This window comes from Sinomonas sp. ASV322 (assembly GCF_030908245.1).
Classification (GTDB): domain Bacteria; phylum Actinomycetota; class Actinomycetes; order Actinomycetales; family Micrococcaceae; genus Sinomonas.
In genome coordinates, this window is record NZ_JAVFJJ010000001.1 from 493,515 (window position 1) to 518,910 (window position 25,396).

The 25,396-nt window shown below is 69.8% G+C and carries 24 protein-coding genes; 4 read left to right on the plus strand and 20 right to left on the minus strand.

The window, feature by feature from the left end; translation table 11 throughout:
* Genes RBS12_RS02265 through pyrR form a run of 4 tightly spaced genes read right to left on the minus strand, consistent with a single transcriptional unit; the run spans position 1 to position 3,507 of the window.
* Positions 1 to 534, minus strand: a complete 534-nt coding sequence (locus tag RBS12_RS02265; protein WP_307964410.1) for a hypothetical protein — start codon at positions 532 to 534, stop codon at positions 1 to 3.
* On the minus strand, positions 534 to 1,871 hold the full coding sequence (locus tag RBS12_RS02270; RefSeq protein ID WP_307964411.1) for a dihydroorotase: 1,338 nt from the start codon (positions 1,869 to 1,871) through the stop codon (positions 534 to 536). The genes RBS12_RS02265 and RBS12_RS02270 overlap by 1 nt, the downstream gene beginning before the upstream one ends.
* The gene (locus RBS12_RS02275) at positions 1,868 to 2,839 is read right to left on the minus strand and encodes an aspartate carbamoyltransferase catalytic subunit (RefSeq protein ID WP_307964412.1); all 972 of its coding nucleotides are present in this window, start codon (positions 2,837 to 2,839) and stop codon (positions 1,868 to 1,870) included. Before RBS12_RS02275 ends, RBS12_RS02270 begins: the two co-directional genes overlap by 4 nt.
* A complete protein-coding gene (pyrR, locus tag RBS12_RS02280; RefSeq protein ID WP_307964413.1) occupies positions 2,836 to 3,507 on the minus strand; it encodes a bifunctional pyr operon transcriptional regulator/uracil phosphoribosyltransferase PyrR in 672 nt (223 codons plus the stop codon). The genes RBS12_RS02275 and pyrR overlap by 4 nt, the downstream gene beginning before the upstream one ends.
* Before the next feature lie 133 nt (positions 3,508 to 3,640).
* Between pyrR and RBS12_RS02285 the strand changes: the two genes are divergently transcribed.
* Positions 3,641 to 4,822 (plus strand): PrsW family intramembrane metalloprotease, encoded by a 1,182-nt coding sequence (locus tag RBS12_RS02285; protein WP_307964414.1) that lies wholly within the window; start codon positions 3,641 to 3,643, stop codon positions 4,820 to 4,822.
* 33 nt (positions 4,823 to 4,855) lie between these two features.
* Here the strand turns inward: RBS12_RS02285 and nusB are convergent, their stop codons facing one another.
* From nusB to hisS, 16 genes are all read right to left on the minus strand, one after another.
* Positions 4,856 to 5,266 (minus strand): transcription antitermination factor NusB, encoded by a 411-nt coding sequence (nusB, locus tag RBS12_RS02290; RefSeq protein ID WP_307964415.1) that lies wholly within the window; start codon positions 5,264 to 5,266, stop codon positions 4,856 to 4,858.
* Positions 5,266 to 5,829 carry an elongation factor P gene (gene efp, locus RBS12_RS02295; RefSeq protein WP_307964416.1) on the minus strand — a complete coding sequence of 188 codons (564 nt, stop codon included), beginning with the start codon at positions 5,827 to 5,829 and terminating at the stop codon, positions 5,266 to 5,268. The genes nusB and efp overlap by 1 nt, the downstream gene beginning before the upstream one ends.
* Positions 5,830 to 5,961: 132 nt before the next feature.
* A complete protein-coding gene (locus RBS12_RS02300; RefSeq protein ID WP_307964417.1) occupies positions 5,962 to 6,471 on the minus strand; it encodes a tetratricopeptide repeat protein in 510 nt (169 codons plus the stop codon).
* Entirely contained in the window at positions 6,468 to 7,583 is a 1,116-nt protein-coding gene (gene aroB / locus RBS12_RS02305) for a 3-dehydroquinate synthase (protein ID WP_307964418.1), read from the minus strand. Before aroB ends, RBS12_RS02300 begins: the two co-directional genes overlap by 4 nt.
* Positions 7,567 to 8,196: a shikimate kinase gene (locus RBS12_RS02310; RefSeq protein ID WP_307964419.1), complete on the minus strand. Its 630-nt coding sequence runs from the start codon at positions 8,194 to 8,196 to the stop codon at positions 7,567 to 7,569. The genes aroB and RBS12_RS02310 overlap by 17 nt, the downstream gene beginning before the upstream one ends.
* Positions 8,193 to 9,392 (minus strand): chorismate synthase, encoded by a 1,200-nt coding sequence (aroC, locus tag RBS12_RS02315; protein WP_307964420.1) that lies wholly within the window; start codon positions 9,390 to 9,392, stop codon positions 8,193 to 8,195. The genes RBS12_RS02310 and aroC overlap by 4 nt, the downstream gene beginning before the upstream one ends.
* A gap of 26 nt (positions 9,393 to 9,418) precedes the next feature.
* On the minus strand, positions 9,419 to 10,324 hold the full coding sequence (locus RBS12_RS02320; RefSeq protein WP_307964421.1) for a shikimate dehydrogenase: 906 nt from the start codon (positions 10,322 to 10,324) through the stop codon (positions 9,419 to 9,421).
* Positions 10,321 to 12,297 carry an endolytic transglycosylase MltG gene (mltG, locus tag RBS12_RS02325; protein WP_307964422.1) on the minus strand — a complete coding sequence of 659 codons (1,977 nt, stop codon included), beginning with the start codon at positions 12,295 to 12,297 and terminating at the stop codon, positions 10,321 to 10,323. The genes RBS12_RS02320 and mltG overlap by 4 nt, the downstream gene beginning before the upstream one ends.
* 5 nt (positions 12,298 to 12,302) lie before the next feature.
* The gene (ruvX, locus tag RBS12_RS02330) at positions 12,303 to 12,863 is read right to left on the minus strand and encodes a Holliday junction resolvase RuvX (RefSeq protein WP_307964423.1); all 561 of its coding nucleotides are present in this window, start codon (positions 12,861 to 12,863) and stop codon (positions 12,303 to 12,305) included.
* Between the two features lie 10 nt (positions 12,864 to 12,873).
* Positions 12,874 to 15,561 carry an alanine--tRNA ligase gene (gene alaS / locus RBS12_RS02335; RefSeq protein WP_307964424.1) on the minus strand — a complete coding sequence of 896 codons (2,688 nt, stop codon included), beginning with the start codon at positions 15,559 to 15,561 and terminating at the stop codon, positions 12,874 to 12,876.
* A 162-nt stretch (positions 15,562 to 15,723) separates the two neighbouring features.
* Positions 15,724 to 15,936 (minus strand): hypothetical protein, encoded by a 213-nt coding sequence (locus RBS12_RS02340; RefSeq protein ID WP_307964425.1) that lies wholly within the window; start codon positions 15,934 to 15,936, stop codon positions 15,724 to 15,726.
* A gap of 40 nt (positions 15,937 to 15,976) precedes the next feature.
* On the minus strand, positions 15,977 to 16,357 hold the full coding sequence (locus tag RBS12_RS02345; RefSeq protein WP_307964426.1) for a DUF948 domain-containing protein: 381 nt from the start codon (positions 16,355 to 16,357) through the stop codon (positions 15,977 to 15,979).
* A 183-nt stretch (positions 16,358 to 16,540) separates the two neighbouring features.
* A complete protein-coding gene (gene rpsD / locus RBS12_RS02350) occupies positions 16,541 to 17,164 on the minus strand; it encodes a 30S ribosomal protein S4 (protein WP_307964427.1) in 624 nt (207 codons plus the stop codon).
* Positions 17,165 to 17,346: 182 nt separating this feature from the next.
* On the minus strand, positions 17,347 to 18,822 hold the full coding sequence (locus RBS12_RS02355; RefSeq protein ID WP_307964428.1) for a replication-associated recombination protein A: 1,476 nt from the start codon (positions 18,820 to 18,822) through the stop codon (positions 17,347 to 17,349).
* Positions 18,823 to 19,069: 247 nt separating this feature from the next.
* Entirely contained in the window at positions 19,070 to 20,881 is a 1,812-nt protein-coding gene (aspS, locus tag RBS12_RS02360) for an aspartate--tRNA ligase (RefSeq protein WP_307964429.1), read from the minus strand.
* A 68-nt stretch (positions 20,882 to 20,949) separates the two neighbouring features.
* Positions 20,950 to 22,308 carry a histidine--tRNA ligase gene (gene hisS, locus RBS12_RS02365; protein WP_307964430.1) on the minus strand — a complete coding sequence of 453 codons (1,359 nt, stop codon included), beginning with the start codon at positions 22,306 to 22,308 and terminating at the stop codon, positions 20,950 to 20,952.
* Positions 22,309 to 22,385: 77 nt separating this feature from the next.
* On the opposite strand from hisS, the gene RBS12_RS02370 reads away from it, so the two are divergent.
* The 3 genes from RBS12_RS02370 to RBS12_RS02380 all read left to right on the plus strand — a co-directional run bounded on the left by RBS12_RS02370 (position 22,386) and on the right by RBS12_RS02380 (position 25,396).
* Entirely contained in the window at positions 22,386 to 23,189 is an 804-nt protein-coding gene (locus tag RBS12_RS02370) for a peptidylprolyl isomerase (RefSeq protein ID WP_307964524.1), read from the plus strand.
* 27 nt (positions 23,190 to 23,216) lie between these two features.
* Positions 23,217 to 24,644: a DUF349 domain-containing protein gene (locus tag RBS12_RS02375; RefSeq protein WP_373886463.1), complete on the plus strand. Its 1,428-nt coding sequence runs from the start codon at positions 23,217 to 23,219 to the stop codon at positions 24,642 to 24,644.
* Positions 24,645 to 24,775: 131 nt separating this feature from the next.
* Positions 24,776 to 25,396, plus strand: coding sequence for a type IV toxin-antitoxin system AbiEi family antitoxin (locus RBS12_RS02380; RefSeq protein WP_307964432.1), 621 nt, complete (start codon positions 24,776 to 24,778; stop codon positions 25,394 to 25,396).

Consider the following 25,396-nt stretch of genomic DNA (forward strand, 5'->3'; position numbering starts at 1 on the left):
TCACTCTTCTTCCTGGTCCTGCCGGCGCTCGGCGCCCCGCGGGCGCCCCACGGCAATGAGGTCTTCGATCGCTGTCACGAGAGCATCCCTGTCGTCGGGGCGTCGGGTTCGGAAGCCCGTGTCGACGTCCTTCTCCCCGAGTCGCCAGCCGAGCACGACGAGTCCGCCCGGCTCGACGAACTTCCCCGCCATGCCGCTCTCGAGGCGCACGTCGGAGAGGTCCCCCGCGGGAACCCACAGCGGGCCCGAGCCCGACCTGTCGAACAGGACGCCGCCGTCGAACACGGCCGCGTCGGCCCGCGTCCGCAGGCCGAGCCCGTGCACGGCGAGCCGGTCGAGCCAGTCGCCGGCCGTCGTCGTCGTCACGTAGTGGCCCTCCGCCCGGAAGCGCTCGGCGCCCGGGTCGGCGGGGAACGGCGCGGGGGCCGGGACGTCGGCCTGCCGCCGCTTGCGGCCGCGCCAGCCCACCCAGAGGAGGGCGACCACGGCGACAGCGGCCGCGAGCATGACGAGCGCCGGAAGCACCCGCTCCATCAGCGCTCCTCGGCCGAGCCCGGGTACGGCTCGTTGAGCACGCCGTCGCGCACGGTCGGGTGGCCGCGGAAGAACGTTGCGACGACTCGGCCGGGCAGCTCGCGCCCGGCGAACGGCGAATTGCGGCCCTTCGTCGCCTGCGCGGCGGGGTCGACGGTCCACCGCGCCGCGGGGTCGACGAGCACGAGGTTCGCGGGCTCGCCCTGGGCGAGCGGCCGGCCCTGGTCCGCGACCCGGCCGATCCGCGCGGGGACCTCGGACATGGCCCGCGCGACGCCGCGCCAAGTGAGGAGGCCCGTTTCGACCATGGTGTGCTGGACGACGGACAGCGCGGTCTCGAGGCCCGTCATGCCCATCGCGGCCTGCGCCCATTCGCACTCCTTGTGCTCGCTCGGGTGCGGCGCGTGGTCGGTGCCGACGACGTCGATCGTGCCATCCGCAAGAGCCGCGCGCAGCGCCTCGACATCCTCTTGCGTGCGGAGTGGCGGGTTGACCTTGTAGACGGGGTCGTAGCTGCGCACGAGTTCGTCGGTGAGCCAGAGGTGATGTGGCGTCACCTCGGCCGTGACGTCGATGCCGCGCGACTTGGCCCAACGCACGATCTCGACCGAGCCTGCCGTCGAGACGTGGCACACGTGCAAGCGCGATCCGACGTGCTGGGCGAGCAGGACGTCTCGCGCGATGATGCTCTCCTCGGCGACGGCGGGCCAGCCGGGAAGGCCGAGGACGGCCGAGACGGCGCCCTCGTTCATCTGGGCGCCGGCCGTGAGGCGCGGCTCCTGTGCGTGCTGGGCCACGACGCCGTCGAACGCCTTGACGTACTCGAGGGCGCGCCGCATGAGCACGGGATCGTGCACGCAGATGCCGTCGTCCGAGAACATGCGCACACGGGCCGCGGATCCAGCCATGGCGCCCAGCTCGGCCAGCTGCTCCCCGGCAAGTCCGACCGTCACCGCGCCCACCGGGCGGACGTCCACCCAGCCAGCGCGCCGGCCAAGGCTGTGGACCTGCTCGACGACGCCGGCGGTGTCGGCCACCGGCGTGCTGTTGGCCATCGCGTGCACGGCCGTATAGCCGCCGAGCGCCGCGGCGCGGGATCCGGTCTCGACGGTCTCGGCGTCCTCGCGGCCCGGCTCGCGCAGATGAGTGTGCACGTCGACGAAGCCCGGGAGCGCGACGAGTCCTTCGGCGTCGATCACGGTGGCACCGTTCCCGTTCGCGAGCGAGCCAACCGCAGAAATCCGGCCGTTCTCGACGAGGATGTCAGCGCGCTCGTCGCCGTAGAGGGCCGCGCCGCGGAGGAGGTACGCGGGCGCAGCCTTGGTGTCATCGGTCATGAGGCAAACTCCTTCGCAGACATGAGCAGATAGAGGACGGCCATCCGCACAGAGACGCCGTTGGCGACCTGCCGGAGCACCTGGGAGCGCTCCGAGTCGGCCGCGGCGGAGGAGATTTCGAGGCCGCGGACCATGGGCCCCGGGTGAAGGATCACGGTGTCCTTGAACTCGGGGGCCGCGAAGCGCGCGAACCGCTCGTCCCCGAGGCCCCACAGCCGGGAGTATTCGGCCGTCGAAGGGAAGTAGGAGGCGTTCATCCGTTCGGCCTGGACCCGCAGCATCATGACGGCGTCCGGCGCGTCCGCGAGGGCCGCGTCGAGGTCGTAGCTCACATCGCATGGCCACTGTTCGACGCCGTAGGGCAGGAGCGTGGGCGGCGCCACGAGCGTGACCTTCGCGCCGAGAGTCGTGAGGAGCCACACGTTCGAGCGCGCGACGCGCGAGTGGAGGATGTCCCCCACGATGACGACGCGTGTGCCCGCGAGGTCCGCGCCCACCGAGTCGATGCCGGCGACCTGGGCGCGGTGGCGCCGGAGCGTGAAGGCGTCGAGGAGGGCCTGCGTGGGGTGTTCGTGGGTTCCGTCGCCCGCATTCACGACGGCGGCATCGATCCAGTCCGTCGTCGCGAGCCGGTGCGGCGCGCCGGACGCCGGGTGGCGGATGACGACGGCGTCCGCGCCAATCGCTTCGAGGGTCTGGGCCGTGTCCTTGAGCGACTCGCCCTTCGAGACCGACGAGCCCTTGGCGGCGAAGTTGATGACGTCCGCGGAGAGCCGCTTCGCGGCGGCCTCGAACGAGATGCGCGTGCGCGTCGAGTCCTCGAAGAAGAGGTTCACGACCGTCCGGCCGCGAAGCGCGGGGAGCTTCTTGACCTCGCGGTCGTTGACGGCTGCCATCTCCTCGGCGGTGTCGAGGATCTGGATGGCCTCGGCAGCCGTCAGGTCACGCGTCGAGAGAAGGTGCTTCACGGGCGGGCCTCCTTGCTCTCGGACGAGTCGGCAGCGGGTGGCTGCTGCGGTGCCTCGATCGCGACGTGGTCCTCGACGAAGTCCGTGCCCGGGGCGCCGTCGATCTCGGCGAGCCGCACGCGCACCTTCTCGGTGGCCGACGTCGGGAGGTTCTTGCCCACGTGGTCCGCGCGGATCGGCAGCTCGCGGTGGCCGCGATCGACGAGGACGGCGAGACGCACGATCCGGGGGCGGCCGAGATCGACGAGGGCGTCGAGGGCGGCGCGGATGGTGCGGCCAGAGTAGAGGACATCGTCGACGAGGACGACGACCTTGTTGTCGATTCCCTGCGGCGGAAGCTTCGTGCGCGCGGGCGGCCGGGTGGGCTGGCGCGAGAGGTCGTCGCGGAACATCGTGATGTCGAGCTGGCCGATGATCTGTTCGGCGTCGACGCTGGGATCGGCGATCGCGAGCTTGTGCGCGAGCCGCACGGCAAGCGGATACCCGCGGCGCGGAATCCCGAGGAGCACGAGGTCTTGCGGGCCCTTGTTGGCCTCGAGGATCTCGTGCGCAATGCGCGTGAGGGCGCGGTCGATGTCCGCAGCGCTCAGGACGACGCGGCCGAGCGGCGCGGCGTGCGCCGAGGCAACGGTCCCGGAAGCTCCCTCGTCTGCGGTGGCTTGGGCCATGGCAGATCCCCTTCCCCGCCTCACAGGACGGAATTAAAAGGTTGAAACGGCTGAACCGCATTCCAAACTATCACAGCGCGCGGGCGCTGTTCCCGGCCCCGGTCATGTCGGAGGCGGCGGTTAGCCTTGACTCATGTCGAGCAACGCTCCGTGGCCCCCGCCGCCCTCGGGACAGCGCCCTGGCCTCCCGGCGCAGGCGGTCTGGAACGTGCCCGTTCCTCCGCGCAGGCGGCGTGAGTCTCCCGGCATCACGGCGCTCCTCCTCGTCGGCGGCGTGCTCGTTCTCGCGGGGCTCGCCCTCGTCGTCCCGTTCCTGCTCTCGTCGACGGGCAGCGCGGGCTTCGTGATCGGCTTCGTGCTCTCCCTCGTCCCTCTCGCCGTCGTGCTCGGCACGGTCGCGATCGTGGACAGGTGGGAGCCGGAGCCCAAGCGGCTCCTCGGTTTTGCGCTCGCATGGGGAGCAGTCCTCTCGATCGCGACGACCACGCTCGTCCAGCCCGCGTTCCTCGCGATGTTCGGGCCGCAGGGAGCGGGCAGGGACACGACGCGCTTATTCCTTGCGACCGTTGAGGCCCCCTTCCTCGAGGAGATCTCGAAGGGCCTGGGTCTCCTCGTGCTCTTCTTCGTCGCGCGCAAGTATTTCGACGGCCCCATCGACGGCGTCGTCTACGGCATGACGATCGCCGCCGGATTCGCCTTCACCGAGAACATCCTCTACTTCGGGCGGGCGTTCGACGCGGGAGAAGGGTCGACGGCGGGCCTCGCCGTCGTCTTCATCCTCCGCGGGATCTTCTCGCCGTTCGCGCACGCGATGTTTACCGGAACCCTCGGCGCTGTCATGGGATTCGCCGCGCGCCGCTGGAACGCGGCCCTCGGCGTCGCGGCCTTCGTCGTGGGCCTCGTCCCGGCCATGCTCCTGCATCGCCTCTGGAACAGTTCGGGGGACCGATTCTTCCTCGTCTACGCGGCCGTCGAAGTTCCCCTGTTCGGGGTCGCGATCGCGTGCGTCTATCTGCTGCGACGGGCCGACGCGCGGCTCACTCATCGCCGGCTCGCCGAATACGCTGCCGCCGGGTGGTTCACCCCGCTCGAAGTGGACATGCTCGCGACGCCGCGCGGACGGAGTGCAGGGCTCCGCTGGGCGATCTCGCGCGGGCGCGGCGAGGCGATGCGGCAGTTCATCCGCGTCGCAACCGATCTCGCGTACACGCGTCAACGCGCCGTGAGCGGACGTGACGTGAGGGGGTATGTGCGCGCCGAGGAGGAGCTCCTGCGCGAAGCGGGCCGGCTCAGGGAAGCCGTGGTGGCTCCCTGAACCGGCCCGCGAGGCAGGAATCTCGGCTCAGCGTCAGGCGAGCAGCGTCGGCTTGAGCGTCTGCAAGGTGCCGAGCAGGCCATTGACGAAGTTCGGCGAATCGTCCGTCGACATGGTGCGTGCCAGCGCGACGGCTTCGCTCACGGCGACGCCGTCGGGGACGTCGTCGTTGTAGAGCAGCTCCCACGTTCCGATCCGCAGGATGATGCGGTCGACGGCGGGCATCCGGTCGAGCGTCCACCCGCGCGCGTAGGTGCTGAGGATCTCGTCGATCTGGGCCTGCTTTGAGACCACTCCGGCGACGATCTCCTCCGTGTACGGGTTGATCTGCTGTTCCGTCTTCTCAAGGCGCCGCTGGATGACATCGAAGGGGGCAGCCCCTCGCTGCTCAGCCTCGAAGAGGATATCGAGGGCCCGACTCCGGGCCTTGCCGCGGGCGCTCACTAGTCGTTGACACGTCCCAGGTAGCTGCCGTCACGGGTGTCGACCTTGACCTTGGTCCCGTTCTCGACGAAGAGCGGCACCTGAATCTCATAGCCGGTCTCGAGCGTCGCGGGCTTGGTGCCTGCGGACGAGCGGTCGCCCTGGAGGCCGGGCTCCGTGTAGGTGATCTCGAGCACAACGCTCGGCGGGAGCTCAATGTAGAGGGCCTCGCCGTTGTGGAGCGCGATGAGCACCGTCTGGTTCTCGAGCATGAAGTTCGCGGCGTCGCCGACTGCCTCTGCCGAGAGGTGGATCTGGTCGTAGTCCGCCGTGTCCATGAACACGAAGTCGGCGCCGTCCTTGTAGAGGTACTGGTAGTCGCGGCGATCGACGGTGGCAGTGTCGATCTTGGCACCCGCGTTGAACGTGCGGTCCACGACCTTGCCCGACGTCACGTTGCGCAGTTTCGTGCGGACGAAAGCGCCGCCCTTGCCCGGCTTGACGTGCTGGAACTCGATGACGTTCCACAGCTGGCCGTCAATGCTCAGAACCGTGCCGTTCTTGATGTCGTTGGTGCTAGCCACGAATCCCTCTCTTCTTACGTGTCGCGGTGCCGGCACCGGAAATGGGGGCACGCGCGGAAATCCGGGGACTATTCTACCCGTGCCGCGAACTCGCTCGGCCCACGTGATGTCCCCGTGCGGTCTGGGGCCGGATCACACCGTGCCGAAGCGCTGTTCGCGCGCCCGGCCGAGCGCGACAGTGCTCGAATAGATGAGGCTCGCGTCGGCGGCGTCGGCGACCCGCAGTTCGAGCGCCTTCGCGAACGCGTCCTCGGCGGCCGCGAACTGGCCCCTCGTGAACTGGATCTTGCCGAGATACTGCTGCACGGTGGCCTCGCGGCGGGTCCCCTTGACCTCGGCAAGGATCTGGCGAGCCCGCTCGAGGGCGCGGTCGTTCCGGTTGCCGAGGCGCAGGACGTCGAGCTCGAGCACCTTGAGGTGGAAAGACTCGGGGTCGGTGTACCGCGCCTCGACGATGAGCTCGGCCGCCTCGCTCACGTGCCCGCGCGCGAGTTCGACGACGGCGCGGTCCTCGAGCGATCCGCTCGCCTCGAGCGCGGAGTGGCAGCGGTCCTCGTCGACGACGACGGCGTTCAAGGTCTCAGGATCGACGGCGATTCCCGGGAAACCGGCGTCCGGCCATTCGCGGGGTTCGATGATCACGAGGCGATCTCCTGGTACGCAGCGAACAGGAGTGACGTGTCCGGCACCTCGAGGATTCCCGGGCGGGCGACGTCGTCGAGCACGACGAAGCGGAGCAGGTCGCCGCGGGATTTCTTGTCACGGCGCATGCCGTCGAGCAGGGCCTGCCAGCGATCGCCCCGATAGGTCGTCGGGAGCCCGAGCCCTTCGAGGATGGTCCGGTGGCGGTCCGCGACGACGTCGTCGAGTCGACCCACGCTTCGCGCGAGCTCCGCCGCGAACATCATGCCGACGCTCACGGCCGCTCCGTGGCGCCACTGGTACCGTTCGGCGAGCTCGATCGCATGGCCGAGCGTGTGCCCGTAGTTGAGGATCTCTCGGAGGCCGCTTTCCTTGAGGTCGCTCGAGACGACGCGGGCCTTGACGGCGATCGCGCGCTCGATGAGTTCCCGCAGAGTCCCGGAGGCGGGGTCGACTGTGCCGGCGGGGTCCTGTTCGATGAGGGCGAGGATGGCCGGATCAGCGATGAAACCGCACTTGACGACCTCCGCGAGACCGGAGACGAGCTCGTTGCGCGGGAGCGTCGCGAGGGCATCGAGGTCCGCGAGCACGGCGGCGGGCGGGTGGAAGGACCCCACGAGGTTCTTCCCTTCGGCTGTGTTGATGCCGGTCTTTCCGCCGACGGCGGCGTCGACCATGCCGAGCAGGCTCGTCGGTAAGTGGACGACGCGCACGCCCCGGAGCCACGTCGCTGCGACGAAGCCTGCGAGATCGCTCACCGCTCCCCCGCCCACGGACACGATGGCGTCCGAGCGCGTGAAGTCGTTCTGGCCGAGCACCTGCCAGCAGAATGCCGCGACCTGCACATGCTTGCCTTCTTCGGCGTCGGGGATCTCCGCCGTGAGGGCCGTAAAGCCATCGCCCGCGAGCGACTCGCGGACCGCATCGCCCGTTGCGCGCAGCGCACGCGGGTGGATCACCAGAACCCGCTTGACCCGCTCGCCCAGAATGGGCCCGAGGCGGTCGAGGAGACCTCGTCCCACGAGAACGTCGTAGTTTTCGCTGGGCTGGGCCCCCGTGACCTTGATGATCGTGGCGCCTCTTACGTTGGTCGTGTCAGTCTCGTCGCTCACGCGACAGCTCCTTCTCCAGAGGGGACAGCTCGACGGCAGCCGAGCGTGCGGCGGCCTGAGCCGTGGCGCGCGCAGCCGGGGCGGGAGACAGCTCCGAGGCGACCCTGCCTGCGACCTCTTCGGCCGAAGCGTTCGCTGCGGAAACGCGGATCGTCGCGACCGATTCGTAGACCGGCCGGCGCCGCTCCATGAGCTCGCGCCAGCTCGCCTCGGCCTCGCCGTGCAGCAGCGGCCGGTCCTCGCTGCCCGCGAGTCGCGGCGCGACATCGTCCCAGCCCACCTCGAGGTACACGACGTCGTGGCCCGAGAGCCGTTCGCGGGTCTCCTCGCGGAGCACGGCGCCGCCGCCGAGCGCCAGGACGAGCCCCGAGGGATGGTTCTCCGCGAGGACTTCGGCGACCGCCCGCGCCTCAAGATCCCGGAAGCCGTCTTCGCCGTGAGCTGCGAAGATTTCGGGGATCGGGCCGTGCGTGGACACGACCCGAACGTCAGTGTCCACGAAATCGGCGCCGAGAATCGTCGCGAGGGCGGCTCCCACCGACGACTTGCCGGAGGCCATGGGGCCCATGAGCACTACCACGCGCCCGCCCTCAGGGTGCGGTGCGGGCGTCATCGGGCAACCGAGTCCAACGAGGCCGGAATGCTGTCGATGAACGCGACGAGGTTGCGCTTGGTCTCCTCGACGGAATCGCCGCCGAACTTCTCGAGCACGGCCTGGGCGAGCACGAGCGCGACCATTGCCTCGGCGACGACGCCGGCGGCCGGCACCGCGCACACGTCCGAGCGCTGGTGGTGGGCCTTCGCGAGCTCTCCCGTCGCGATGTCGATCGTGCCGAGCGCGCGCGGGACGGTCGCGATGGGCTTCATGGCGGCTCGGACACGCAGGACGTCGCCGATGCTCATGCCGCCTTCGATGCCGCCCGCGCGGTTGGTCGAGCGAACGATTTTCCCGGATTCGTCGCGCACGATCTCGTCATGGGCCAGCGAGCCCCTCCGAGCGGCGGTGCGGAAGCCATCGCCGACCTCGACTCCCTTGATCGCCTGGATGCCCATGAGCGCGCCCGCGAGCCGCGCGTCGAGGCGGCGATCCCAGTGCACGTAGCTGCCGAGCCCGGGCGGCAGCCCGTACGCAAGCACCTCGACGACGCCGCCGAGCGTCTCGCCTTCCTTATGCGCCGCGTCGACCTCGGCGACCATCTCCGCCGAGGTCTCGGCGTGGAAGCAGCGCAGCGGATCCTCGTCGAGAAGGTCGACGTCGGAGGGCAACGGGAGCGGGGCGTCCTCGGGAACGGCGACTCCCGCGATCTGGGTCGTATGGCTCACGAGCTCGATGCCGAGCTGGCGCAGGAAGTTCGAGGCGACCGCGCCGAGGGCAACGCGTGCGGCCGTCTCGCGCGCGGAGGCGCGTTCGAGGACAGGGCGTGCGTCGTCGAAGCCATACTTCTGCATGCCCGTGAAATCGGCATGGCCCGGCCGCGGCCGGGTGAGCGGAGCGTTGCGTGCGAGGCCGTCGAGCTCGGCAGCATCGACCGGATCCGCGGACATGACCTGCTCCCACTTGGGCCACTCCGTGTTGCCGACCTGGATCGCGACCGGACCGCCCTGCGTGAGGCCGTGCCGGACACCTCCGACGAGCGTGACCTCGTCCTGCTCGAACTTCATCCGGGCGCCGCGGCCGTATCCGAGGCGACGCCGCGCGAGGGCGCGGCGAACATCCTCGCTCACGAGCTCAACGCCTGCGGGAAGCCCCTCGACGATTCCTACGAGTGCCGGACCATGCGACTCCCCGGCGGTCAACCAACGCAACATGCCATCCATCCTGCCATGGGGGCGAGCTACCGCGTGCGTCGCGGAAGGCCCACTGAGTCACACATCACATCTATGACTTCGCGCGTGCGCGCGTCGTCCCGTCCGGTGAAGAGGACGATCTGCTCGACCGCCTGGTACACGAGCATCTCGAGGCCGTGCAGTACACGCCCGCCGCGCTCCTCCCAAGCAAGCGAGACCTTGCTCGGCCACGGATCATAGGCGACGTCGAGCAAGACGCCCCGATGCGCAACGCCCTCAGGCGCGGCGCCGCCGTCGTCCGTTCTCGGAAGGGCCGACAATTCGTCGGCGAGCCCGTCGGCGGCGCGCGGGGGCAGCGTGCTCACGGCGACGTCCGCCTCCTCGAGGGCCTCGGCACCGCCGGCGAATCCCTCGAGGGCTGCGTCTAGGCCAAGCCTTTCGGCTAAGCCTGCGGCTTCCCCGGCGCGCTCCGGATTGCGCACGAGAAAGCGCACCGACGTCGCGCCGAGCTCGGCGATTGCGGCAACAGCGGCAAGTGCGGTGTTGCCGGCACCGACGACGACCGGCCTCACCGCGCGCTCAACGCCGGCATGGCGGAACGCCTCGACGATGCCCGCAACGTCCGTGTTGTGGCCAACGAGCGCGGGGCGGCCCGACGGCGATGGCTCGAACACAACCGTGTTGAGGGCGCCGAGGCTCGCTGCGTGCCCGACGACCCGGTCGACATGCGCGACGAGCGCCGACTTGAGCGGCATGGTCACGGACAGGCCGCACCATCCCGCCTCGTCGCGAACCTTGCTGATGAAGTCGCCGAGCTGCTCGGGGACGAGATCGAACGAGCCGTAGTCGATGTCTTCGCCGAGTGCCGCGTAGGCAGCGCGATGAAGCGCGGGCGACCGCGAGTGGCCAATCGGATGGCCGAGGACGGCGGCCTGGCGCCGGGGAGCGGTCACTGGCACTTCCCGGCGTTCGCGGCGCACCACTGCGTGTACTGCGCCACGTTCGCCTGGTGCTCTGCGTAGGTCGACGCGAACTTCGTCTCCCCCGAATCGAGGTTGACCGTCACCCAGTACAGGTAGTTGTTCGCGGTCGGATGGGCGGCTGCGGCCACCGCCTTCGAGCCGGGCGAGCCGATGGGCCCGGGAGGCAGGCCCTGATGGACATACGTGTTGTACGCGTTGCCCCCATCCGCCTTCTGCGCGTCCGTGAGCTGCACCGTCTTCGTGCCGAGGCCGTACGTGACCGTCGCGTCAGACTGGATGAGGCCCCTCGTCTGATCGTTGGGCTTGAGGCGGTTGTAGATCGCGCCCGCGACGTTCCCGTAGTCGGCCTGGCCGCCCTCGGCCTGAACGATGCTCGCGATCGTGAGGACTTCATACTGCTTCGCGGGGTCCGTGATGCCGTCCTGCTTGAGCTCGTCGAGGCGCGTGCTCACAAGCTTCGTGAGGATGTCCTTGGCCGAGGTACCGACGGGGAACCGGTACTCCCCTGGCTCGAGATAGCCTTCGAGGTTCTTCGCCTGCGCGGGAAGCCCGAACTGTGCCGGCTGGCCGTTGAGCGCGTCGAGGTCCTTGCGGTCGACGTGGGCCGATTTCGCGATCGTGTCGAGCGAGTCATTGATCCTGAGCCCCGCGCTGAGCGCGAAATACACGACCTTGGACCCGTCGTCGGTGAGGATCGCGGCGGCGTCGGACGCCTTCATCTGCTTCTTGAACGTGAAATCGCCGGGGTGAATGCTCGCGTTGGTCGCGGCGAGCACCTTGAGGAACGTGTCGGTGTCGGCGATGACGCCCTGCTGCTGGAGATCCTGGGCGACGGCGCGTGCGGCGGAGCCGGGCTTGACGGTCACGACGACCTGCCCTGTGCCCGGGCCGGGGTAGTCCGTGACCTTGTCCATGCCCAGAATCGGCCGCAGGAGGGCGGCGCCCACGAAGGACGCTGCCACGATGAGCGCGAGGGCGATGCCCAAGCTCACGAGGGCCTTGAACTGGCGCGAACGCCGCGGCTTGGCCTTGACGAGCTCGGCGTTCGCGAAGACGGTCTCGTGAACGGTCGAGGGCTCGAGGGGCAGGGCCGCGCGGTCGTCCGGCGCTGGCTCGGCGTGCACGGCGGCTGGCTCGGCCGGCACGGCGGCCTGCGCCGACCGCGCGGCGCCGGCTGCCGGAAGGCCGCCGGCTGCGGGGGCCTTGGCCACCGGCTCGACCACGGCGACGCTGCCGCCGGCATGGTGCCCGAGGGCGGCGTCACTATGCCTGCCGTCGGCCCCGTCCGACGCGCCGTCGGCGGGGGTAGGCCCGCCGTCGAGCGCTGTCGTGGCCAGCGGCCCTGCGCCGGTGGCATCGTCCAGCGATCGAGCGGCGCGCACGGCCTCGGCACGCTTGAGCACGGAAAGGCCCGAATCGTCGGCGGCCGCCCTCCGTCCGGGCGTCGAGGAGTCCGCTCCGTAGAGGCCGCGCGCGATGCGCTCCTCGGCCTCGTAGACCGGTGCGCCCTTGACGGCAAGGCGTGTCGCCGAGGCAGGAAGCGGGGCCGGCCAGTCATCCGAGGCTCCGGAGCGGGGCCGCGGGTTCGGCGCCGTCGGGCTCTCGCCGGGTTGCTGAACCGCCGCCGTTCCCCGGGCGATGCCCGTCGCATCGCTGGCCGTGCTGGCCGCGCGCGGTCGCTCAAGCGGCGTACTGGCGCCCTTGGAGCCCGGGTCGGGCCTGCGGGCCGCGTCGTCGGCCGTTCGCGCAGAGCTCGCCGCGGCCGCGGCTGCGGCCACCGGGCCCGGCTCCGCCGTCCGCCGTACGGATGATGGCGAGGTGCCGTCGGAAGCCGAGAGCATGCGCTGCCGTGCCTCTGCCTGGGCACGCTCGCGCTCCCTGATCTCGCGTCGAGTCAGGGGCTGTTCGGGCGTGGACCGGAAATCCGTGTCCTGCGGGTCCATCCTGGCTACGTGCTCCTGTTCGGATCGTCTCGGCGGATCCCCCCACGGTCTTCCGCCGTCGGCGGCACGAGTTCTCCGACGTTGTCGTGACCTCGGCGAAGCATCGTGAGCGCATGCTCAAGAATGCCGACGGCGGCTACTTGGTCTACCACTCTACGGTGGTCGCGGGTCGAGAGGCCAGCCGAGCGGAGGCTTCGATGCGCTTCCACGGTCGTCAGACGCTCGTCCACAAGACGCACCTCGCACGCGATTCCCGCCCTCGCGAGACTGTCCGCAAGGCGCCCCGCGAAGCCGCGCGCGAACTCGGCCGAGGCTGTCTCGGCGCCCTTGAGCGTCCGGGGAAGGCCCACGAAGATCTGGACCGCATTCCGCTCCTCCGCCTCACGCGTGATGAGGCGAATGTCACGATTCTTCTTCGCGTCACGCTCGAGCGTACGCACCGGGCTCGCGAGGATTCCGTCCGGATCGCACGCGGCAAGGCCGACGCGCACCGCCCCGACATCGACGCCGAGGCGAACGCCGCGTGAGAACCCGGAGGACTGCCCGTCGGGCACAGAGGTCGTCATGCGATCGGGCTCAGCGCGTCGCGACGGCGTTCGCCACCGCGCCGAGGGCCTCGACAACCTTGGACGCGTCGGTTCCGCCGCCCTGCGCAACGTCGTCCTTGCCGCCTCCGCCGCCGCCGAGCACGCCGGCCGCGATGCGCACGAGCGCGCCGGCCTTGACCCCTGCGGCACGGGCGGACTCGTTCGTCGCCACGAGGACGGCAGGGCGCCCGTTGGCAACGCCGGCGACGGCGACGGCGACGGGGCCCGAGGAAGCGCCGTCGAGGCGGCCACGCAGGTCGAGGGCGAGGCCGCGCAGTTCGTCGGCCGAACCGATCTGACCGGCGTCGTGCGTGATGAGGCGCACGCCGGCCACGTCCTTGGCCGAGCCGACGAGCACTGCGGCGGCCGCCGCGAGCTTCTCCTTGCGGAGCCGGTCAAGCTCCCGCTCGGCGTTCTTGAGCTTCGCGAGCGTCGAGCCGATGCGCTCGCTGAGCTGGCCCGCGGGAACCTTGAACATCTCGGTGAGCTCGGACACGAGCGCCCGCTCTGCGGCCTGATGGCGGAACGCGTCCAGGCCCACAAACGCCTCGACGCGCCGGTTGCCCGAGCCGACCGACTGCTCCCCCAGAAGCGTCAGCGAGCCGATGAGCGCGGTCGTGTCGACGTGCGTTCCACCGCAGAGCTCCATGGACCACGGGCCGTTGATCTCGACGACGCGCACGCGCGAGCCGTAGTTCTCGCCGAAGAGCGCCATGGCGCCCGCTCGCTTTGCCTCAGCGAGCGGCATCTCCGCGGTGTTGACCGTGAAGTTGTCGCGGATCGCGAGGTTTGCGACCTCCTCGATCTCGCTCTTGGCGGCGCCGCTCAGCTGTTCGCCCCACGCGAAGTCGAAGCGCAGGTACCCGGCCTTGTTGAACGAGCCACGCTGCACGGCCTCGGGGCCGAGGATCTGGCGGAGGGCCGCATGCACGAGGTGGGTCGCCGTGTGGGCCTGCTCGGCGGCGTGCCGGCGCTCCCGGTCGACGGCGGTGCGCACGAAAGCGGTCTCTGCAAGTTCGCCCTCGCGCACGATCGCCTTGTGCACGCTCAGGCCCTTGACCGGGCGCTGCACGTCGAGGACCTCGACCACGAAGCCGTCGCCCGTGATGAGGCCCGTGTCGGCGGCCTGGCCGCCCGCCTCGGCGTAGAACGGAGTCTCTTCGAGCACGATTTCGACCTCGGACCCGGCCGCGGCGCGGTCGATCCGAGACCCCTTCGAGAGGAGCCCCCGGATGCGAGACTCGCCGTCGAGCTCGGTGTAGCCCGTGAACACGGTCGGCCCCTCGGCAAGCAGCTCCTGGAACGCCGTCAGATCGGCGTGGCCGGTCTTCTTCTCCTTGGCGTCGGCCCGAGCGCGCTGCCGCTGGTCCTCCATGAGGGCGCGGAAGCCGACCTCGTCCACGGAGACGCCGGCCTCGTCCGCCATCTCGAGCGTGAGGTCGATCGGGAAGCCATACGTGTCGTGCAGGGTGAAGGCCTCGTCGCCCGAGAGCGGCTTGCCCTCTGCCTTCGAGGCCTTGACGGCCTCGTCGAGGCGGGCCGTGCCGGCCGCGATCGTCCGAAGGAACGCCTTCTCCTCGCCGTAGGCGATGCGGCTGATGCGGTCGAAGTCCTTCTCGACCTGCGGATAGACGCCCTTCATCGCGTCCCGCGAGGCCGGGAGCAGCTCGGGCAGGACGGGCTGGTCGACGCCGAGGAGCCGCATCGCGCGCACGGCGCGGCGGATGAGGCGGCGCAGAACGTAGCCGCGGCCTTCGTTCGACGGCGTCACGCCATCCGTGATGAGCATGAGGGCCGAACGCACGTGGTCGGCCACGACGCGCATGCGCACGTCGTCGGCGTGGTGGGGGTCGTCGTCGGTCTCTGCCGACGTGTATTCCTTGCCGGAGAGTTCCGCGGCCTTGTCGATCACGGGACGGACCTGATCGGTCTCATACATGTTCTCGACGCCCTGGAGGATCATCGCGAGGCGCTCCATGCCGAGGCCCGTGTCGATGTTCTTCTTGGGAAGCTCGCCCACAATGTCGAACTCGACCTTCGAGCGGACGTTCTCAATCTGGTACTGCATGAACACGAGGTTCCAGATCTCGATGTAGCGGTTGTCGTCCGCCGCGGGACCGCCCTCGATCCCATACGCGGGGCCGCGGTCGTAGTAGATCTCGGAGCACGGGCCCGCGGGGCCCGGCTGGCCGGTCGACCAGTAGTTGTCGCTCTTGCCCATGCGCTGGATGCGCTCGGCCGGAATTGACGTGTTGGCAAGCCAGAGGCGCTCGGCCTCGTCGTCCTCCTCGTACACGGTGACCCAGAGCCGCTCCGCAGGAAGTCCGTAGCCGCCGTCGTCCACGCTCTTGGTCAGCAGGTCGAAGGCGAACTTGATCGCATCCTGCTTGAAGTAGTCCCCGAAGGAGAAATTGCCGCACATCTGGAAGAACGTGCCGTGGCGGGCGGTCTTGCCGACCTCTTCGATGTCTCCCGTGCGAATGCACTTCTGCACGCTCGTCGCGCGAGGGAACGGCGGCTCCTCGCGGGCCGTGAGGTAGGGAATGAACGGCACCATGCCGGCAACGGTGAAGAGCAGCGAGGGATCGCTCGAGACAAGCGACGCCGACGGCACGGCCGTATGCCCCTTGCTGACGAAGTAGTCGACCCAGCGCCGGGTGATCTCCTGCGACTTCATAGCCTGTGCTTCTACCCTTCCGAAATTCTTCCGTCGCCGCGCTCTCGCGCGGTCCCGGCCGACGGCGCATCGTGTGCACGCCGCGACGTTCTATTCTGCCTTGAGTCTGCCCCGAACCGCGCATGCGCCGCGACAAGCGGCCCTCAGGTGCGGGTCACAACCCTACGCATCGAATCCGAGGCCCTTCCGCAGCTCGGATTCGCGCTCAGCCATCGCGACCCGCACATGATCCGCGAAGCGGGCGGCCGAGTCGGCCGCACCGTTGAGCGCCCGATTGAGACCGCCTTCCGCAGGGGCCGCGCGCACCTGCTGGACCTTGCGATACGCGATCGCCCCGACGACGCCTCCGACGGCGAGCCAGAACATCCGTTTCATGCGATGCCACCTTCTGTGGATGCCTTGATGGGACTGCGTCCTAGCGGCTCCGCCGGCCCGACGGCCTCGCGGAGTCCCCGCGCTGGGCCCACGCCGTGCGGACCCCGTAGGTGAAGGATGCCACCTTGACGAGAGGAGAGCCGACCGTCGCGGCGACGAGAGACGAGAGGGCGGAGACGTTCGCTGTCGCGTCCGAGACATTCGCGGTGATGCCGTCCACCTTCTTGAGCTGCTCGTGTGTCGTGGAGACCGTCATGGTGACCTCGTCCATGAGCGGCGTCGCGCCGTCGGAAAGTGTCCGGATCGAGCCGCGGAGCTCGTCGAAGACCCGCCCGAGCTTGATGATCGGGACGGCGAGCAGCGCGACGAGCACGGCGAACACGCCCGCCGCGATCAGGCCCGCGATGTCGGAGCCGGACACATTCCCTCCTCACGGGCGTCGCAGCGCACGACGCCCCTTGGCTACCTTACAGGCGACGACGGACCCGCGCTCACAGCTGAGCAGCGGCCTCCGCGCACCGGGCCGGCGAACAGGCCAGAACGACGGAAGCCCGCGGCGTGGGGCCGCGGGCTTCCGTGCTGGGGCCCCATCGGGCCGGGTGGATCAGCGAGCGTAGTACTCGACGACGAGCTGCTCTTCGCAGGTCACGGGGACCTCGGAGCGCTTCGGGCGGCGCACCAGGCGGGCCTGAAGGGACTCGAGCTTCACGTCGAGGTAGGCCGGGACGGTCGGGAGCACGTCGCGGTGAGCACCAGCGGCCGCGACCTGGAACGGCGCCATGGTCTCGGAGCGCTCGTGCACGCCGATGAGCTGGCCCTCGGACACGCGGAACGACGGGCGGTCGACGCGTGCGCCGTCCACGGTGATGTGGCGGTGCACGACGAGCTGGCGGGCCTGGGCGATCGTGCGGGCGAAGCCGGCACGGAGTACGAGGGCGTCAAGGCGCATCTCGAGAAGCTCGATGAGGTTCTCACCGGTCAGGCCCTTGGTGCGCTTGGCCTCTTCGAACGCGCGGGCCATCTGGGCCTCGCGGATGCCGTACTGGGCGCGGAGACGCTGCTTCTCGCGGAGGCGGACCGCGTAGTCCGAGTCCTGCTTCTTGCGGGCGCGGCCGTGCTCACCGGGGCCGTACGGGCGGCGCTCCATGTACTTGGCGGCCTTCGGGGTGAGCGCGAGGCCGAGGGAGCGCGAGAGGCGCGTCTGACGGCGGGCACGAATGCTCGACACGTGTGTCCTTTCATAGTGCGGCGGTTTGGTGGATCCTGGCCTCCAGGTGGGAGAGCTTCGGCCCGCTGCTGCCATCAGCTGCCGTCCGGATCCGCGCGCATGCCGCTACGGGGAACCCTAGGGCATGAGTAAGCGTCCGTGACGTGCCAGACGGTCAACCAGCTTATCACGCTGATTGGGCTTCACGGTCCCCTGACGATTGAGCGCAGCCGCTCGAGCCTGGCCGCGACCTCTCGTTCCGCGCCGTTGCCGGTGGGAACGTAGTAATCCTTGCCCACGAGGTCATCGGGCGGGTACTGCTGCGGCGCCACGGAGTGCGGGGCATCATGCGAATAGACGTAGCCGGCCCCGTGGCCGAGCCTCCCCGCGCCGGCATAGTGCGAATCGCGCAGATGGGCCGGCACGCCCGTGCCGAGGCCGGCCCGGACATCGGCGATCGCCGCGTTGATGCCCATGTACGCCGCGTTCGACTTGGGAGCGGTCGCAAGATGCACGACGGCCTCCGCGAGGACGATGCGCCCCTCCGGCATGCCGATGAGCTGGACCGCCTGGGCGGCCGCGACCGCCGTCTGAAGGGCCGTCGGATCAGCCATGCCGATGTCCTCGGCGGCCGAGATGATGAGCCTGCGTCCTATGAACCGCGGGTCCTCCCCCGCCTCGATCATCTTCGCGAGGTAGTGCAGCGCCGCGTCGACATCGGAGCCGCGGATCGACTTGATGAAGGCGCTGATCACGTCGTAGTGCATGTCGCCCTGGCGGTCGTAGCGCACGGCGTGCACGTCGAGGGCCTTCTCGGCGTGCCGGACCTCGACGGTCACGGGCGCGGGGCTGGCTCCCGCGTCGCGGTCGCGTGCGCCGTCGTCCTCCGGGGTCTCGGAGGGCTGCGCCGCTTCGTCGAGGGCGACGGCGGCGGCCGCCTCGAGCGCCGTCAGCGCGCGCCGAGCATCTCCGCCGGCGAGGCGCACGAGGTGATCGACGGCGTCCTTCGAGAGCGCGACGGCGCCGCCGAGCCCGCGCGGATCGGTCACCGCGCGCTCGAGGAGACCGCGGATGTCGTCCTCGGTGAGGGGCTGGAGCGTCAGGAGGAGCGAGCGCGAGAGGAGGGGCGAAACGACGGAGAACGAGGGGTTCTCGGTCGTCGCCGCGACGAGCACGACCCAGCGGTTCTCGACCCCCGGAAGGAGCGCGTCCTGCTGGGCCTTCGTGAAGCGATGGATCTCGTCGAGGAAGAGGACCGTGGTCACGCGATGGAGGTCTCGCGCAGTGAGGGCCTCGTCCATGACGCGCCGGACGTCCTTGACACCGGCCGTGATCGCGGAGAGCTCCACGAATTTCCGTCCCGGGCCGCGCGCGATGACGTGCGCGAGGGTGGTCTTCCCGGTTCCCGGAGGTCCCCAGAGGATGACTGAGCTAGGCCCCGTGGGCCCGTCCGTGGCTCCCGCCGCGAGCAGCCGGACGGGCGAGCCGCGCCGGAGCAGGTGCTGCTGGCCGACGACTTCGTCGAGCGACCGCGGCCGCATCCGCACAGCGAGCGGGCTTCGCTGGGCGTCGCGTGCGGCACGCGCTGCCCTTGCCGCGGCGTCGTTCGCCGGTCTTCCCTGGGAGGCCCCGGCGTCATCCGACGCGTCCGAGGCCTCGAGTCCGAACAGATCTTCCATCGCCCTCTACGCTACCGCCGCCCACCGACACCGCGAGAACGCAGACACCATGAGAACGCAGACACCACGCGAACGGGACGGCGCGGCGCTCTCTTCCGTTTCTTCCGACCGCCACGCTGTGTCGAGGCACGACGCGCCGCAGTGAGGACTGATTGGGAGTTCACAAGTGGGCAGGAGCGCGGGCCTAGGGACGCGAAAGGGGCGGCACCCACGAGTGCCGCCCCTCGTCGTCGTGCGTTGCCGGGGCTCAGGAGCCCGCGGGCTCGCCCTTGTCCGGGTTCTTGCCCGCCTCGGCCGGCTTCGAGTCGACGCCGGCCTCCTTGCGCTGCTCGGCCGTGATGGGCGCGGGGGCAGCCGTGAGCGGGTCGTAGCCATTGCCCGTCTTCGGGAACGCGATGACTTCGCGGATCGAATCGACGCCCGCGAGCAGGGCGACGACGCGGTCCCAGCCGAAGGCGATGCCGCCGTGCGGCGGGGCGCCGTACTTGAAGCCTTCGAGCAGGAAGCCGAACTTCTCCTGTGCTGCGTCGTGGTCGATGCCCATGACCTTGAAGACGCGCTCCTGGACGTCGCGACGGTGGATACGGATCGAGCCTCCGCCGATCTCGTTTCCGTTGCACACGATGTCGTACGCGTAGGCGAGGGCGCTCGCGGGGTCGATGTCGAACGAGTCCATGAACTCCGGCTTGGGCGACGTGAACGCGTGGTGCACCGCGGTCCACGCCGAGTAGCCGAGGGCGACGTCGCCCGCGGCCTTGACTGCCTCGGCCGGCTCGAAGAGCGGCGCGTCGACCACCCACACGAAGGCCCAGCCATTCGGGTCGATGAGCCCGGTCCGGTGGCCGATCTCGACGCGGGCCGCGCCGAGCAGCGCGCGCGACGCACCGGCCTCGCCCGCCGCGAAGAAGATGCAGTCGCCCGGCTGAGCGCCCACCGCCGCGGCGAGGCCCTCGCGTTCGGCCTCGGTGAGGTTCTTCGCGACCGGGCCGGCGAGCTCGCCATCCTCCTTGAAGAGCACATACGCGAGGCCCTTCGCGCCGCGCTGCTTGGCCCATTCCTGCCATGCGTCGAGCGTGCGGCGGGGCTGTGACGCACCGCCAGGCATGACGACGGCGCCGATGTAGCCCGCGGCGTAGCCGGCCTTGAAGACGCCGAAAGTTGTGTCCTTGAAATACTCGGTGAGGTCCGTGAGCTCGAGGCCGAATCGGAGGTCCGGCTTGTCGGAGCCGTACTTCGACATCGCGTCGGCGTACGTCATGCGGCGAATCGGGGTCTGCACCTCGACGCCCGCGAGCTTCCACACCGCTGAGACGATGCGTTCGCCGAGCGCGATGATGTCGTCCTGCTCGACGAAGCTCGCCTCGATGTCGAGCTGCGTGAACTCCGGCTGCCGATCGGCGCGGAAGTCCTCGTCGCGGTAGCAGCGCGCGATCTGGAAGTACTTCTCGATGCCGCCCACCTGGAGGAGCTGCTTGAACAGCTGCGGGGACTGCGGGAGCGCGTACCACGAGCCGGGCGCAAGGCGGGCCGGCACGACGAAGTCGCGGGCGCCCTCGGGGGTCGAACGCGTGAGCGTCGGCGTCTCGACCTCGACAAAGCCCTCGTCATGGAGCAGCTCGCGGGCCACGCGGTTCGCCTCGGAGCGGAGACGCATCGCACGGGCCGGCCCCGGACGGCGGAGATCGAGGTAGCGGTGGCGCAGGCGCGCCTCTTCGCCGACCTCGACGTGCTCGTCGACCTGGAACGGAAGCGGATCAGCCGTGTTGAGAATCGTCACCTTCTGCGCGATGACCTCGATCTCGCCCGTCGCAAGATGCAGGTTCTCGTTGCCCTCCGGCCGCTTCTCGACCGTGCCCTCGATCTGGAGCACGTACTCGTTGCGGAGACCGTGGAAGACCTCCTCCTCGCGCACGACAACCTGCGCGACGCCGGACGCATCGCGGAGATCGACGAACGCGACGCCGCCGTGGTCGCGGCGGCGGGCCACCCAGCCCGCGAGGGTGACAGTCTGTCCAATGTGCTCGGAACGCAGCGAACCGAGGTCATGTGTGCGCAGCACAGCGCTCCTCTTCAAACAAGTCGAATTTCCCTGAAAGTCTACCCGCCGTGCGGGTCGTCCCCCTCCGCTCAGTCGGCGGCGGGCGCCGCCTCAACGGGCAGGATCTGGGGCACGATGTCCTCGGCCGGCGGAGCCCACGTGGCCGGATCGGCGGGAAGCTGCTCGCCCGAGCGGATGTCCTTGACCTCGTGGCTCCCGTCGTGGTGGGTGAACCACACGAACGGAATCCCGCGGCGGTCGGCGAACTTGATCTGCTTGCCGAACTTCTCCGCCGTTGCGGCGACCTCGGTGGCGATGCCCCGCGACCGAAGCTGGGACGCGACCGCCTGGGCGGCTCCCCACGAGTCGTCGTCCGTGAGGGTCACGAACACGGCCGTCGGCACCGAACGGCTCGCGGCGGCCAACTCGGCGCCCAGGATCCGACTCACGAGGCGCGTCACGCCGACCGAGAGGCCGACGCCCGGGAACTTGCGGTTCCCCTTCGTGGCGAGCGCATCGTAGCGTCCGCCCGAGCAGATCGAGCCGAGGTGCTCGTGGCCCACGAGGACGGTCTCGTACACCGTGCCCGTGTAGTAGTCGAGGCCACGCGCGATGCTCAGATCCGCGACGACGGTGCCCGGAGCGGCAGTCGCCGCGGCCGCGATGACCTGCTCAAGCTCGGCGAGGCCCTCCTCGAGCAGCTCGTCCTCGACTCCGAGATCGCGCACGCGCTGCACGAAGGACGTATCGGCGGTCCGGATTGACGCGAGTTCGAGGGCGGCCTTCGCCTGCTCGGGGGTCGCCCCAAGCTCCTCCTGGAGCAGTTCGGCAACGCGCTCGGGTCCCACCTTCTCGAGCTTGTCGATGCTCCTCAGCACCCCGGCGGTGTCGGTGAGGCCGATGCCTCGGTAGAACCCCTCGGCGAGCTTGCGATTGTTGACGCGGAGCCGGAACGGCGGGATCGGCAGCGCCGAGAGGGCTTCGACGATCACGAGAGCCAGCTCGACGTCGTAGCGGAACGGAAGGCTGCCGTCTCCGACGACGTCGATATCGGCCTGGGTGAATTCGCGGGCCCGGCCCTCCTGGGGCCGCTCCCCGCGCCACACCTTCTGGATCTGATAGCGGCGGAACGGGAAGGCGAGGTAGCCCGCGTTCTCCACGACATAGCGCGCGAACGGCACCGTGAGGTCGAAGTGGAGGGCCAGCGCATTGGCGTCGCCCCTGCTCGCGGAATCCTCATCGTCCTGAAGTCGGCTGAGGCCGTAGACCTCCTTGTCGATCTCACCCTTCCGCAGAAGCTGGCCGACCGTCTCGACAGCGCGGGTCTCGATCGACGAGAAGCCGTGCAGCTCGAACGTGCGGCGAAGCGTGTCCAGCACGTGAAGCTCCACGAGACGCTCCTGCGGAAGCCACTCGGGGAATCCGGACAGGGAGGCGGTACGTGCCATGGGGTGCTTGCTCCTTGAATGCATTCGCGTGCGTAGACTGGCCGATGACCAAGTCTATGCGGTAGCCAGGGAGGTCAATCCGCGTGTCGAAGCGCAACGCCCAGGAGGCGCGCCGTCGTGTTCAGCTCATGGAAGCCAAGCAGGGGCTCCGCCGTGGCCAGGAGGCCAGACGACGGCGAGACAACCTCATCGCGTCGGCTGCGGTAGTCCTCGCGGTCGCCCTCGCGGGCGTCCTGCAGGGGACCGTGTTCGCGTCGAATCCGACCGCCGCCCAGTACGAGGCGGTCAAGGCCGGACTCCAGACGCCGTCCGCGAGCCCGAGCGCCTCGCCGTCGAACGCTCCCGGCGTCCCTGCCGCGAGCACCGCCGCTGGCAAGACCTTCACCGGAAGCCTCGTCCTCAACGGCGCGAGCGTCGGAGTCTCGATCGACGGGACGAAGGCGCCGCAGGCAGCCGCGGTGTTCAAGTCCATTGCCGACAAGGGCCTCTACAAGGGCCGCGCGTGCCATCGCCTCACGACGAGCCAGACCGCTTCCATCCTCCAATGCGGCGCGGAGGACGCGTCAGGCAAGGCTGATCCGAGCTACACGTGGGGCCCGCTCGAGAACACCCCGGCGGACCAGAAGTACCCCGCGGGCACCATCGCCGTCGCCCGAACTTCGAACAACGCGTACGGGAACGGGCAGCAGCTCTTCATCGCGTACAAGGACTCGACGTTCCCGAACGATTCGGCCGGTGGCTACACGATCGTCGGCCGGGTCACGTCGGGACTCGACGTCATTTCCAAGATCGGCGCGGCGGGTGTCGCGCCCGGCGGATCTTCGTCGGAAGACGGGGCCCCGGTGACGCCTGTCACGATAGACTCGTTCACGTTGAACTGAGGCGGGCGACCGCCCGCACCCACGTACATTCCAAGCGAAAGACTTCTAGCGGTGACCGAAAGTCAGAAACCCGACGACACCGCAGCTCCCGAGGCTGCACCCACCCTTTCCGTCCCTTCTCCGGCCGCGTTCGCGAAGGCCAAGCCCGGGCCCGTGGCCCCGGTGCCGCCTCCCGCACCAGCGGCAGCGCCCGTGCCGGTCAACCTTGACGAGGCCCGCAAGTGGGGCCGCGTCGAGGGCGATGGCCACGTCTTCCTGACGGTCGACGGCGAAGAGCACTCCGTTGGCCAGTACCCTGGCGTCTCCGAAGAGGAGGCACTCGCCTACTTCGCTCGGAAGTTCGAAGACGTCCAGGCCCAGATCGCCCTCCTCGAGCAGCGCGTCGCGTCCCACGCCGCAGCCAGCGATGTGCGCAAGGCCGTTGCCCACCTTCGGGCGCAGCTCGCCGAGCGGGCCATGGTCGGCGACATCCGCGGCGCCGAGGCGCGTCTCGACGCGCTCGACGCGGCGCTGGCCGAAGCCGAGGCCGAGCAGAAGGCCGTCCACGAGCAGGCGCGCGCGGAGGAGCTCGCGAACCGCGAGGCCATCGTCGCCGAGGCGGAGACGATCGCTGAACAGGACCCGCAGCGCACGCAGTGGAAGTCGAGCGGTGCACGCATGAACGAGCTGTTCGATGCCTGGAAGACGTCGCAGAAGTCCGGGCTCCGGCTGGGCCGCACGGCTGAGGACAACCTCTGGAAGCGGTTCAGGGCGGCGCGCACGCAGTTCGACCGCCACCGTCGCGCATACTTCTCGCAGCTCGACAACGCCAACGCCGCGGCCAAGGCTGTCAAGGAGCGGCTCATCGAGGAAGCGGAGGCCCTGCAGACCTCGACCGACTGGGGATTCGCAGCAGGAGAGTTTCGCCGCCTCATGGACGAGTGGAAGGCCGCCCCGCGCGCCAACCGCAAGGAGGACGACGCGCTGTGGTCCCGCTTCCGCGCGGCCCAGAACGTCTTCTTCGAGGCGCGGCAGGCCGCCAATGCGGCGATCGACCGGGAGTTCTCCGCGAACCTCGAGGTCAAGGAGGCGCTCCTCACCGAGGCGCAGAAGCTCCTGCCGGTCACGGATGCCGTGGCCGCGAAGCGGTCCCTCCAGTCGATCCGCGATCGGTGGGAAGACGCAGGAAAGGTGCCGCGGGCCGATATGGGCCGGATCGAGGGTGCACTCCGCAAGGTCGAAGACGCGATCCAGCAGGCTGAGCATGAGACGTGGCGCCGCACGGATCCCGAGATCCAAGCGCGCACCGACTCGGCTCTCTCGCAGCTCGAGACGTCGATCGCAGGCCTCCGTGAGGACCTCTCACGTGCCGAGAGCTCGGGCAACGCCCGCGAAGCGGCCAAGGCCCGCGACGCCCTCGCCGCCCGTGAGGCATGGCTCGAAACGCTCCGGAAGTCGGCGAGCGAGCTCGGCTGAGCCCCCGAACGAGGCCCCGTTCGGCCGTCCCTGTGGACGCCGGGCGGGGCCTCGGCCGTTCCCGGGCGACGTTATCCACAATCGCACGGCCACGGTCGCGGAGGCCGCGCGGCCCACGGCAGAATGCTGGAATGCACAGCGAGTCTCCACCACGCGGCAGCGTCCGGCCCCTTTCGCGCACCGAGGTGATCCTCACGCCCGGATCGCCGTTCACACACGCCGAGCTGCGCGCGATGGCGATCGACGGCGTCGTGCGGCGCGTGGTGGGCACCGCCTACGCATCTTCTGCCCACGAGGAGACCGCTGCTCTGCGGGCCGCGGCGCTCGGGGCAACCCTCGACGCCGGAATTGCGAACAAGGCCGTCGTAGGGAGGCTGTCCGCGGCGTGGATCTATGGCTGCTCCGCTGCCCCCGAGGCTCCGGTCCTGCTCGTGCCCGCACCCCGGCGCCTCTCATCAGCCGGCAAGGGTCCCGGAATCCTGCTCCACGAGGTCGCACTCGGCGATTTCGACGTCGTCGATTTGGGGCCTGTGCAGGTCACCAGCCCGCTTCGCACCGCCGTCGACATCGCAGTGCACACGGAGGCGAAGACGGCCCTTCCCGTGCTGCGTCGCCTGCTGGCCCGCCCGGGCCTCGGGCTCACGCTCTCCCTCATGAGGCGGGCCCTCGAGTCGCTCCCCCGCCAGCCCCACAAGCGCCGCGGCCGAGAAGTCCTCCATCGGCTTGAAGCTGGCGCGGCGGCCTCGGCCTGA

Bases quoted from the DNA above. Each gene is read 5' to 3' on its own strand.
- RBS12_RS02340 (WP_307964425.1), bottom strand. From the start codon at position 15,936: ATGAAACGGATGTTCTGGCTCGCCGTCGGAGGCGTCGTCGGGGCGATC.
- aroC (WP_307964420.1), bottom strand. From the start codon at position 9,392: ATGTTGCGTTGGTTGACCGCCGGGGAGTCGCATGGTCCGGCACTCGTA.
- alaS (WP_307964424.1), bottom strand. From the start codon at position 15,561: ATGAAGTCGCAGGAGATCACCCGGCGCTGGGTCGACTACTTCGTCAGC.
- RBS12_RS02270 (WP_307964411.1), bottom strand. From the start codon at position 1,871: ATGACCGATGACACCAAGGCTGCGCCCGCGTACCTCCTCCGCGGCGCG.
- hisS (WP_307964430.1), bottom strand. From the start codon at position 22,308: ATGGCACGTACCGCCTCCCTGTCCGGATTCCCCGAGTGGCTTCCGCAG.
- RBS12_RS02265 (WP_307964410.1), bottom strand. From the start codon at position 534: ATGGAGCGGGTGCTTCCGGCGCTCGTCATGCTCGCGGCCGCTGTCGCC.
- mltG (WP_307964422.1), bottom strand. From the start codon at position 12,297: ATGGACCCGCAGGACACGGATTTCCGGTCCACGCCCGAACAGCCCCTG.
- ruvX (WP_307964423.1), bottom strand. From the start codon at position 12,863: ATGACGACCTCTGTGCCCGACGGGCAGTCCTCCGGGTTCTCACGCGGC.
- RBS12_RS02355 (WP_307964428.1), bottom strand. From the start codon at position 18,822: ATGGAAGATCTGTTCGGACTCGAGGCCTCGGACGCGTCGGATGACGCC.
- RBS12_RS02380 (WP_307964432.1), top strand. From the start codon at position 24,776: ATGCACAGCGAGTCTCCACCACGCGGCAGCGTCCGGCCCCTTTCGCGC.
- RBS12_RS02310 (WP_307964419.1), bottom strand. From the start codon at position 8,196: ATGACGCCCGCACCGCACCCTGAGGGCGGGCGCGTGGTAGTGCTCATG.
- pyrR (WP_307964413.1), bottom strand. From the start codon at position 3,507: ATGGCCCAAGCCACCGCAGACGAGGGAGCTTCCGGGACCGTTGCCTCG.
- RBS12_RS02285 (WP_307964414.1), top strand. From the start codon at position 3,641: ATGTCGAGCAACGCTCCGTGGCCCCCGCCGCCCTCGGGACAGCGCCCT.